The organism is Salarchaeum japonicum, assembly GCF_020614395.1.
Taxonomy (GTDB): Archaea; Halobacteriota; Halobacteria; order Halobacteriales; family Halobacteriaceae; genus Salarchaeum; species Salarchaeum japonicum.
This window is the reverse complement of the sequence record NZ_CP085324.1, coordinates 42118-51355: the sequence shown is the minus strand read 5'-3', so window position 1 is coordinate 51355 and position 9238 is coordinate 42118. Positions and strand designations below refer to the sequence as shown.

The following is a 9238-nucleotide window of genomic DNA, read 5'->3' as shown; positions in this document are numbered from 1 at the left end:
CCGAAACGACACACCCCAGGTGTCTCCTCCGGCCTGCGAAACCGTACGGCCGCACGGTAGGCTTTTACGCCGCACGACCCACGTATTCCGTATGAGCATGGGTTCGGACATGTACCGGCAGCAGATCCTCGACCACTACAAGAACCCCCGGAACTACGGGGAACTGCCGGACCCGACGTTCACCCACGAGGGCTACAACCCCTCCTGTGGCGACGAAATCGAGTTCGACGTGACTCTCGCCGACGACGGCGAAACCATCGAGACCGTCGCGTGGGACGGCGACGGCTGCGCCATCAGTCAGGCGTCCGCGAGCATGCTCTCCGGGAAACTCCCGGGGATGACGCTCGACGAGGTCGACGACCTCGACCGCGACGACGTACTGGAGATGCTCGGCGTCGAGGTGACGCCGATGCGCATCAAGTGCGCGGTGCTCGCGGAGAAGGTCGTGCAGGACGGCGCGCGCGTCTACCAGGGCGAACTCGAAAAAGCCGCCACCAGCACCGAAGACGACGAATAACCCGATTCTTCTCTCTCGTCGGTTCGCGGTTTTTCGGATACCAGAGCGAATAGATAGAGCGCCGGACGTCGTGGAGCGTCGTCGCGTTATTCGGGTTTCAGGCCGCCGTCCTGGACGCGCATGACGGCTTCGCCGTCGGCGAGGTTGGGCGCGTCGACGAGGCGGACGATGCGCTTGTCGTTCTTGGATTTCCGGAGGTAGATGCGGAACGTGGACTTGTGGCCGAGGATGTTCCCGCCGACCGGCTTCGTGGGGTCGCCGAAGAACGCGTCGGGGTTGGACTGCACCTGGTTCGTGACGACGACGGCGCTGTTGTAGAGGTTCCCGACCTTTTCGAGGTCGTGGAGGTGCTTGTTGAGTTTCTGCTGTCGGTTCGCGAGCTCGCCGCGGCCGACGTACTCGGCGCGGAAGTGCGCGGTGAGGGAGTCCACGCAGAGGAGGCGGACGGGGTAGTCGTCGTCCTCGTACTCGCTCCCGATCTCCTTCGCCTTCTCGGCGAGGAGCATCTGGTGGTTGGAGTTGAAGGCTTTCGCGACGTGAATCTTGTCGAGGAAGTCCTGGATGAGTTCCTCCATCGCGTCGTCGTCGCCGGGTTCACCTTCGATTTCGCGGTCTTCCATCGTCGCCGCGAGCTGTTCGTCGGAGAGGCCGCGAACCATGTCGTCGATGCGTTCGGGGCGGAAGGTGTCCTCGCTGTCGAGGAAGATGACGCGGCCGTGCAGGCCGCCCTGCTCCTGGGGGAGCTGGGCCGTCACCGCGAGTTCGTGCGTGACCTGGGACTTTCCGGCACCGAACTCGCCGTAGACTTCCGTGATGGACTGGGTTTCGACGCCGCCGCCGAGAAGTTCGTCCACGTCGGGGACGTTCCACGTGAGTTTCCCGATGCGCTGGCGCTGTTCGAGGATGGCGCTCCCGGTCTCGAACCCGCCCACGTCGGCTTCCTCGCGGGCGCTCTGGATGATGTCGGCGGCCGTGGAGTCGCCGACGTCCGCGGTGTTCGAGAGTTCGCCGGGGCTGGCGACGGCGATGCTCTGGAAGGACTCGTAGCCCGCGTCGCGGAGTTTCTCGGCCGTGGCGGGCCCGACGCCGGAGAGGGTTTCGAGGTCTGCGTCTGCTGGCATGTACCCTGTTCTTTCGCCCATACGACCTTAAACCCTCGTAAACACCGGAGTGAAAGTGAAACTGGCGGGCGTGGCGGGGGTCGCGTCCGTCCGCGTGCGAAGGTTGAAACCCGGTGCGCGGGACTTAACCGCGTCAGTCGCCTTCGCAATCCTATGAGTACCGAGTCCGCCACGTTCTGCCCGCGCTGTGGCGACCCCACGACGGAAGCGGAGACGGGGGCGACGCGACGCGAGCGGGCGCTCTGCAACGACTGCTACTTCGACGACTTCGACCTCGTGGACGTCCCGGACACCATCGAGGTTCGGGTGTGCGCGCGCTGCGGCGCGGTTCACCGCGGGAACCGCTGGGTGGACGTGGGCGCGCAGGACTACACCGACATCGCCATCGAGGAGACGACGGAGGCGCTCGGCGTGCACGTCGGCGCGAGCGAGTTCGACTGGCAGGTGCGCCCCGAGCAGGTGGACGCGACCACCATCCGGATGCACTGCCGCTTTTCGGGGATCGTTCGCGGCGAACCGATGACCGAGGAGGTCACCGTTCCCGTCCGCATCTCGAAGGAGACCTGCCTGCGCTGTGGCCGCATCGCCGGCGACTACTACGCGAGCGTCGTCCAGGTGCGCGCCGTCGGCGACCGCACGCCCACCACCGAGGAGACGGAGCGCGCGAAGGAAATCGCGAACGACATCGTCGCGGACATGGAGGCGACCGGCGACCGGAACGCGTTCGTCACCGAACTCTCGGAGAAACCGGAGGGCCTCGACATGAAGCTCTCCACGACGAAAATCGGGAAGAACGTCAGCCGCAAACTCACCGAGGAGTTCGGCGGCTCCTTCTCCGACTCGGAGACGCTCGTCACCGAGGACGAGGACGGCAACGAGGTGTACCGGGTGACGTTCGCGGTTCGCCTCCCCGAGTTCGTCGCCGGCGACGTCATCGACCTCGAAGACGACGACGGAGGCCCCGTGCTCGTGCGTTCGGTTCGTGGGAACCTCAAGGGCGTGCGCGTGACGACGGGCGAGCCGTACGAGGCGAGCTACGAGGTCGGGGACGCGCCCGACGCCCGGAAACTCGGCACCACCGAGGACGCCGTGGACACCACCGTCGTCACCGTGGAGGACGAGAACGCCGTCCAACTCCTCGACCCGGAGACGTACGAGGCGAAGACCGTCGCGCGCCCGGACTACATGGACGAGTCGAGCGACACCGTCCCCGTCCTCCGGAGCCGCGAGGGCATCCACGTCCTCCCCGATGCCTGACCTCGCCGTCCTCGTCGCGAAACCCGACGCCGAGGCCAGCATCGAGAGCCTGCGCGCCGAAGGCGTGTACGACGACGACCGACGCGTCCGCGAGCGCGACGACGACCGCGTCGAACTCCCCGTGCTCGCCGCGCCCGCCGAGACGGACGTGCTCGCCACCGTCGAACAGACCGACCCGGACTACCGCTCCCGGGGCCTGGACGACCTGCTCCGCGAGCGCGGCTGGAGCGAGGCCGAACGCGAGCGCGCGCCGTCCTCGTGGGCGGTCGTCGGCGACGTGCTGCTCGCGGACTTCACGGACTGCCCGCGACCGGGCGAGGTCGCGGACGCGCTCCTTACCCTCCATCGGGAGGCCGACACCGTCCTCGACCGCGGCCCCGTCAGCGGGGAGTTCCGCACGCCCACGGTCACCGTGCTCGCCGGGAGCGGCGACACCGAGACAGTCCACGTCGAGCACGGCACGAAGTACGCGCTCGACCTCTCGCGCGTGATGTTCTCGCCCGGAAACCAGCACGAGCGCGCCCGGATGGGCGACCTCGCCGTCGAGGGCGAGCGCGTGCTCGACATGTTCGCCGGCATCGGGTACTTCGCGCTCCCGATGGCGCGCGCCGGCGCGGACGTGACCGCCGTCGAGAAGAACCCCGACGCGTTCCGCTACCTCGCGGAGAACGCCCAGCTCAACGAGGTCTCGGACTCGATGAACCTCGTGCTCGGGGACTGCCGGGACGTCGAGACGACCGCCGACCGCGTCGTGATGGGGTACTACGACGCGCTCGACCCGGACGCCGACTACCTCGCCACCGCGCTCGACGCCCTCGCGCCCGGTGGAACCCTCCACGCGCACGCCACCGTCCACGAAACCGACCTCCCCGACGCGCCCCGCGAGCGCGTCGAAGCGGCCGCACGGAACGCAGACCGCGCCGTCGAATCCGTCGCGGTTCGGCGCGTGAAATCCCACGCGGAGGGCGTCTGGCACGTCGTCGCCGACGTTCGTCTCGCGTAGGGGGAACACAGAAGGGCCAGCGCTCGGTACGGCCAGTATGAACCGTCAACAGCTCCTCGCGATATTCTTCGCCGTCGTCATGCTCACGTCGGCGGTGTTCTACGTCGTCTCCTCGGTCTAGTCCACGTCCCACACGTCCGCCATCGGACTCCGGCGCTCCCGCCCGCTCCCCGACTCGCCGTCCGCGTCGTCGCTCGTGGCGCGCCCGCGGTCGGTCTGCTGGGTCTGCTGGGTGGCGTGTTCGATGTCGTTCACGCCGGCGCGCGCGGCGTCCGCGTCCAACTCGGGGAGGGCGGGCGTCGTCATCCGGTCTACCTGTTCCGCGAACCACTCGGGCATGTCAGTGCGGGCGCGCTCGAACACGTCGAGCACGGAGTCGTCCGCGATGTAGGTCGCGCCGTAGTCGTCGGGCGCTCTGACGACGCGGCCCGCGGCCTGAATGATGGTGCGGAGGGCGCTCCGGTAGTACCACGCCCACTGGCCGTCCTCCAGGCGGCGCGCGACACGGGAGTCGCCCGTGTTCAGGAACGGTGCCTTGCACACCACCTGCCAGCGCGCGAGGTCGCCCTCCAGGTTCAGGGCTTCCTCCATCTTCACCGAGAGGAACACCTCGGGCTTCCCGCTCGCCTTCCACGCGTCCAGTTCGTTGTCCCGGTTCTCCGAGGTGTGCGTCCGCACTCGGCCCGCCACGCCTAATTCGCGGAGGTGGTCGCGGAGGCGCTCCTGGATGCCATAGGAGTGGCAGTGCACGATTCCCTTCTCGTCGTCGTGTTTCTGCATCACTCTCGCCACCACCCGCGCGACCTTCGGAAGCGTCTCGTCGCGCTCGTCGTACGTCATCTTCCCCCGGGTCACGTCGTACAGCGGCCGGTTCTCCACCGGGAACGTGTGCGGCACGTCCACCAATGCGACGTTTGACGGGTCGAGCCCCACGCCGCGACAGAACGCCTCCTTGTTCAGGATGGTCGCGGAGAGCAACGCGAACCGTTCCGCGCGATCCCAGACGGTGTGCTGGAGGTACCGCTCGGGGTTCATCGGCTTGATCGTGATGCCGCGCTCGGACTGGTCGACGACCCACGTCGTCGCGGACTCGTGGTCGCGGGAGTCCTCCGCGAACCACTCCAGCTCCCCGATGAGCTCCTGGAGTCGGTCGCGCTCGCGGGCTTCCTCGGCGGTGAGTTCGTCCACGCCGACGAGCTCGTCCTTCCGCGACTCGCAGACGCGCACCAGGGAGTCCGCGAACCGCGCCGCCGCCTCCACGTCCCCGTCCACGTCGGGTATCGAGACGTCGCCCCAGACGGGGACGCTCGCGGGCGAGAGGTCGATTGTCGCGTACATCTCCGCCCACTCCGCGAGGCCGTGCGCCTCGTCGATGACGCAGACGTCCCTGGCTCTGAACACCTCGCTCCCGGCGGTGCGCATGAAGTACGCGAGCGTCATCGCCGCGAACTCGCGGGAAGAGGCGATGGCGCGGTCGGAGAAGTACGGACAGCGGTGTTTGACCGCGCAGTCGTAGCCGCGTTCGCGGGCGCAGGGCGCGCGGTCGACCGGCGTGTCCTGCTCGTCCGGGAGGATGCACGTGTAGTTCGACTTCCCGCGGATGAGTTTGAAGTCGGAGAGCAGGTCGTCCGAGGACACGTCGTCCAGTTGGCTGACCTGCGGCGTCGTGTAGTACGCGCCCACGGGTTCCGCGGGGCCGGCCTCGCCCGCCTGCCGCGCGCACCCCATGATGGCGCGGGCGAGCAGGCTCTTCCCGCTCCCGGTGGGCGCGCGCACCAGCACCACGTCGTTCCCGTCCGCGAACGCGTCCCGCACGTCGGAGAGCGCCTGCTCCTGCGCGCCGCGATAGCTCGGCGCGGGGAACTCCTCGTGGATGCGGGCGGGGTTCACGTCAGGTGTGGAGCGCGGGGAGCGCCTTAGGTCGTGCGACTCTCCCGAACGTCCGCCACGTCCTCGGCGGTCGGGTTCTCGGGGAGCGCCTCGATGCAGTCGAAACACAGGAAGAACTCCGTGTCGTCCCGGAGTTCGAGCGTCAGGCCGCCCGAGGACGCCTTCTCCAGGTCGCCGAAGTCCCAGAAGTCGCCCGCGCCCCCGGAGATGGCGACGGGGTCGCCACAGCAGTCGCACGTGGATTTCGCCATGGGTCGTGAAGGAGCGAGCGCCGTATAGGCCTCCCGCTCCCCCACACCTATGGCGTCTCCCGCCCATCTACTGGTATGCGCGTGCTCGTCACCGGCGCGACCGGGTTCGTCGGCGGTCGCCTCGTCCCCGCGCTCGCGGACGCCGGTCACGACGTGGTCGCGGTGGTTCGCGACCCCGACCGATACGACCCGCCCGACGGCGTCGAGGTGGCCGCGGGCGACCTGCTCGACGACGACCTCTCGCTCCCGAGCGCGGACGCCGCCTACTACCTCGTGCACTCGATGGGGTCGGGCGGCGACTTCGAGGAGCGCGACCGGCGGTGCGCTCGGAACTTCGCGGCCGCCGCGAGCGACGCGGGCGTCGAGCGCGCCGTCTACCTCGGCGGCCTCGGCGGCGACCGCGACGACCTCTCCGACCACCTCCGCTCCCGGCGCGAGGTCGAACACCTGCTCGCGGACGGCGACTACGACCTCACCGTCCTCCGCGCCGCCGTCATCGTCGGCGCGGGGAGCGCGAGCTTCTCCGTGGTGCGCCAGCTCGTCGAACACCTCCCCGTGATGGTGACGCCGCGCTGGGTGCGCACGCCCTGCCAGCCCATCGCCATCGCGGACGTTGTCGCGTACCTCACGTGCGTCCTCGCCCACCCGGAGACCGCGGGAGAGACCTACGAAATCGGGGGGCCGGACGTGCTTACGTACGAGGAGATGCTTCGCACGACCGCGCGCGTCACCGACAACGCGCTCCACCTCCTGCCCGTGCCCGTGCTCTCCCCGCGGCTGTCGTCGTACTGGCTCGCGCTCGTCACCGACGTACCCACGTCCGTCGCGCGCCCGCTCGTCGAGGGCCTGAAGAACCCGGTCGTCTGCGAGGACGACCGCCTCCGCGAGCTGTGTGACGTGACGCCGACCGCGTTCGAGGACGCCGTGCGAGCCGCGCTCGCGGAGGACGCGTGAGCGACCGGTACGGTCGCACGTGGGTGTACGAGAGCATCGTCGGCGCGATTCCCGGGCTCTCGCTCCCCGACCGACTCGCGGTCGCCGTCCAGTTCGTCCTGTTCGAGGCGCTCGTGCTCGCCGCCGCCGCGGCCTACGGCTACTGGAACGCCGTCGTTCCCGGCACGGTCGCCGTCGCCGTCGCGGCCGCCGGGAGCGCGTTCATGCTCGACATGGGGCGGCGCGTCCGCACGCTCTCGCTCCCGGACGACTACACGCGCCTCCTGTTCGGGTCGAGCGTCGAAGTCGTGCTCGGCGTGCTCGCGTACGTCGCGCTCGTCACCTACCTGTTCGTCGTCGATCCGCGGGACGGCGCGACGCTCCTCGAACAGCTGTTCGGGCCGTCGCCCGCCGCGCCCGCCGTCGCCCTCGCGTTGCTCGTGCTCTGGGACGTTTGCTACCGCATCGGCACCGGCTGGTGGGCGGCCGTGCTCGCGGCCTACCGCGAACTCCGGTACTCGTTCGACGGCGAGACGGCCGCGGAACTGCGCGCGCTCGACTCGCGGAACGTCGGGTTCGCGCTCCTCCAACTCGTCCTCGTCCCCCTGCTCGGCGACCAGCCGGTGCTGGCGCTCGCCGTCGCGGGACACGTACTCGCGGTAGGAAGTGTGGTGGCGGTCGCTCGGTTCAGTTCTTCTTGATGCGCTGGAAGGTTTCGAGCAGGTCGTCCGCGGACTCGCCCGAGTCGTACTCGACGGTTCCCTCGTACTGCGTGCGGGTGTCGTCGTTCGTCGTATCGACGGACGAGTTCTTGCGTTCGCGGCGCTCGTGTTCGGCTTCGTCGTAAGACCCGATTGACATGGTAAGACAAACCAAGGTTAGCGGCTTTGCCATATCAATGTATCGCCGACTAGCACGACAAGTGACACGAAATCCGTATCGAATCGACCGTTCGGACACCACAGAATCGAATCGGTGTGGGTTCGGACGCAGAACGCGCGGCTCGTGAGAGAATCGTCAGCGGAGTGCGGCCGGGGTCGTGGCCGCGGCCGTGAACCTACGGGGTCGGGGGATTAAAACGAAACCTGGGTGGGGCCGTCGACGCCCATGGGGGTGGGGTCGCGGTCGGAGTAGTTCCGGCGACCGATGGCTTCGCCGCCCACTGCGCCCATGAGGGCGTGCTGGGCGGCGGTGGCGTCGTCGAAGGTGTCGTCGCCGGCGCGGTCGATGATGTCCCCGAGGGTCTCGGTGCCGTTGGGGAGGTCGAGTTCGAAGTCGCCGTGGGTGGTCTTGATGTCGTCGGCGGTGGTCGGGTACTCCTGGGTTTCGAGCAGTCGCGCGGCGTCTCTGAGCGTCATACACGCTTCTGGATGATAGACCATTAAGAACGTTCTCCATGAACGATGGTGTAGAATAATAGTTTCCTTAAACACAAGCCGCTGGCCGTTCAGCGTCCCGTATGGTGCACGCGGACCTCCACGTCCACACGACCCGCTCCGACGGCACGTTCGAACCCGGCGAGGTCGCGCCCGCCGCCGCCGACGCCGGCCTCGAAGCGGTCGCCATCACCGACCACGACCGCGTCCAGCCCGACCTCCCGCCCGTCACCACCCGCGCGGGCGTCGAACTGATTCACGGCATCGAACTCCGGGTCGAAACCCCCGACGAACAGATCGACCTCCTCGGGTACGGCGTCACCCCCACGGACGCGCTCACCGCCGAACTCGACCGCCTCCAGCGCGACCGCGAGACCCGCGGCCGCCGCATCATCGAGAACGTCGAATCCCACCTCGATATCGACCTCGACCTCGACGCCCGCGAGGGAATCGGCCGCCCCCACATCGCGCGCGCCGTCGTCGCCCACCCCGACACCCGGTACGACGACGTGTCCGGCGTGTTCGACGACCTCATCGGCGACGACGAACCCTGCTACGTCGCGCGCGACGTGACCGGCTACGACGAAGGCGTCCGCCTCCTCCGCGACGCCTGCGGCGTCGTCGGCCTCGCCCACCCCCTCCGGTACGACCACCCCGACGCCGCGCTCGCCCGCGCGAGCGACCTCGACGCCGTCGAACTCCACTACCCCTACGACCGGCCCGTCGGCCAACACCCGACCGACGCCGGCTTCGACCGCGTGCGCGACACCATCGACGAACACGACCTCCTCGCCACCGGCGGCACCGACGCCCACGGCACCGAACTCGCGAAAGCGGGCGTGAGCGAAGCCGAGTACGACCGCCTCCGAGACCGCCTATAACGCCGGAGG

At 68.7% G+C, this 9238-nt stretch carries 11 protein-coding genes; 6 read left to right on the top strand and 5 right to left on the bottom strand.

What is annotated here, in order from left to right; translation table 11 throughout:
* The first annotated feature begins 91 nt into the window (after nucleotides 1-91).
* The gene (locus LI334_RS00290; protein ID WP_227261169.1) at nucleotides 92-517 is read left to right on the top strand and encodes an iron-sulfur cluster assembly scaffold protein; all 426 of its coding nucleotides are present in this window, start codon (nucleotides 92-94) and stop codon (nucleotides 515-517) included.
* An 86-nt stretch (nucleotides 518-603) separates the two neighbouring features.
* On the opposite strand, the gene radA is transcribed toward LI334_RS00290, so the two are convergent.
* A complete protein-coding gene (gene radA, locus LI334_RS00285; protein WP_227261168.1) occupies nucleotides 604-1638 on the bottom strand; it encodes a DNA repair and recombination protein RadA in 1035 nt (344 codons plus the stop codon).
* Nucleotides 1639-1791: 153 nt separating this feature from the next.
* On the opposite strand from radA, the gene LI334_RS00280 reads away from it, so the two are divergent.
* Nucleotides 1792-2895, top strand: a complete 1104-nt coding sequence (locus LI334_RS00280; protein WP_227261167.1) for a 60S ribosomal export protein NMD3 — start codon at nucleotides 1792-1794, stop codon at nucleotides 2893-2895.
* Entirely contained in the window at nucleotides 2888-3898 is a 1011-nt protein-coding gene (locus tag LI334_RS00275) for a class I SAM-dependent methyltransferase (RefSeq protein WP_227261166.1), read from the top strand. The genes LI334_RS00280 and LI334_RS00275 overlap by 8 nt, the downstream gene beginning before the upstream one ends.
* A 117-nt stretch (nucleotides 3899-4015) precedes the next feature.
* Here the strand turns inward: LI334_RS00275 and LI334_RS00270 are convergent, their stop codons facing one another.
* Both LI334_RS00270 and LI334_RS00265 read right to left on the bottom strand, forming a co-directional pair.
* Nucleotides 4016-5788: an ATP-dependent DNA helicase gene (locus LI334_RS00270; RefSeq protein ID WP_227261165.1), complete on the bottom strand. Its 1773-nt coding sequence runs from the start codon at nucleotides 5786-5788 to the stop codon at nucleotides 4016-4018.
* A gap of 26 nt (nucleotides 5789-5814) precedes the next feature.
* The gene (locus LI334_RS00265; protein ID WP_227261164.1) at nucleotides 5815-6039 is read right to left on the bottom strand and encodes a DUF7561 family protein; all 225 of its coding nucleotides are present in this window, start codon (nucleotides 6037-6039) and stop codon (nucleotides 5815-5817) included.
* Between the two features lie 75 nt (nucleotides 6040-6114).
* Here LI334_RS00265 and LI334_RS00260 point away from each other — a divergent pair, with 75 nt between their 5' ends.
* Entirely contained in the window at nucleotides 6115-6993 is an 879-nt protein-coding gene (locus LI334_RS00260; protein ID WP_227261163.1) for an NAD(P)H-binding protein, read from the top strand.
* Entirely contained in the window at nucleotides 6990-7673 is a 684-nt protein-coding gene (locus LI334_RS00255) for a DUF7530 family protein (RefSeq protein WP_227261162.1), read from the top strand. The genes LI334_RS00260 and LI334_RS00255 overlap by 4 nt, the downstream gene beginning before the upstream one ends.
* On the opposite strand, the gene LI334_RS00250 is transcribed toward LI334_RS00255, so the two are convergent.
* Nucleotides 7660-7833, bottom strand: coding sequence for a DUF5786 family protein (locus tag LI334_RS00250; RefSeq protein ID WP_227261161.1), 174 nt, complete (start codon nucleotides 7831-7833; stop codon nucleotides 7660-7662). The two genes, LI334_RS00255 and LI334_RS00250, sit on opposite strands and share 14 nt — an antisense overlap.
* Nucleotides 7834-8045: 212 nt before the next feature.
* Nucleotides 8046-8330, bottom strand: a complete 285-nt coding sequence (locus tag LI334_RS00245; protein WP_227261160.1) for a DUF5789 family protein — start codon at nucleotides 8328-8330, stop codon at nucleotides 8046-8048.
* 101 nt (nucleotides 8331-8431) lie between these two features.
* On the opposite strand from LI334_RS00245, the gene LI334_RS00240 reads away from it, so the two are divergent.
* Complete coding sequence (locus tag LI334_RS00240; protein WP_227261159.1) at nucleotides 8432-9229, top strand: PHP domain-containing protein; 798 nt, start codon at nucleotides 8432-8434, stop codon at nucleotides 9227-9229.
* Nucleotides 9230-9238: the final 9 nt, after the last annotated feature.

Excerpts from the sequence above, each read along its gene's own strand:
- LI334_RS00275 (WP_227261166.1), top strand. The coding sequence starts at position 2,888 with ATGCCTGACCTCGCCGTCCTCGTCGCGAAACCCGACGCCGAGGCCAGC.
- radA (WP_227261168.1), bottom strand. The coding sequence starts at position 1,638 with ATGCCAGCAGACGCAGACCTCGAAACCCTCTCCGGCGTCGGGCCCGCC.
- LI334_RS00260 (WP_227261163.1), top strand. The coding sequence starts at position 6,115 with ATGCGCGTGCTCGTCACCGGCGCGACCGGGTTCGTCGGCGGTCGCCTC.
- LI334_RS00290 (WP_227261169.1), top strand. The coding sequence starts at position 92 with ATGAGCATGGGTTCGGACATGTACCGGCAGCAGATCCTCGACCACTAC.
- LI334_RS00265 (WP_227261164.1), bottom strand. The coding sequence starts at position 6,039 with ATGGCGAAATCCACGTGCGACTGCTGTGGCGACCCCGTCGCCATCTCC.
- LI334_RS00240 (WP_227261159.1), top strand. The coding sequence starts at position 8,432 with ATGGTGCACGCGGACCTCCACGTCCACACGACCCGCTCCGACGGCACG.
- LI334_RS00245 (WP_227261160.1), bottom strand. The coding sequence starts at position 8,330 with ATGACGCTCAGAGACGCCGCGCGACTGCTCGAAACCCAGGAGTACCCG.
- LI334_RS00250 (WP_227261161.1), bottom strand. The coding sequence starts at position 7,833 with ATGTCAATCGGGTCTTACGACGAAGCCGAACACGAGCGCCGCGAACGC.
- LI334_RS00280 (WP_227261167.1), top strand. The coding sequence starts at position 1,792 with ATGAGTACCGAGTCCGCCACGTTCTGCCCGCGCTGTGGCGACCCCACG.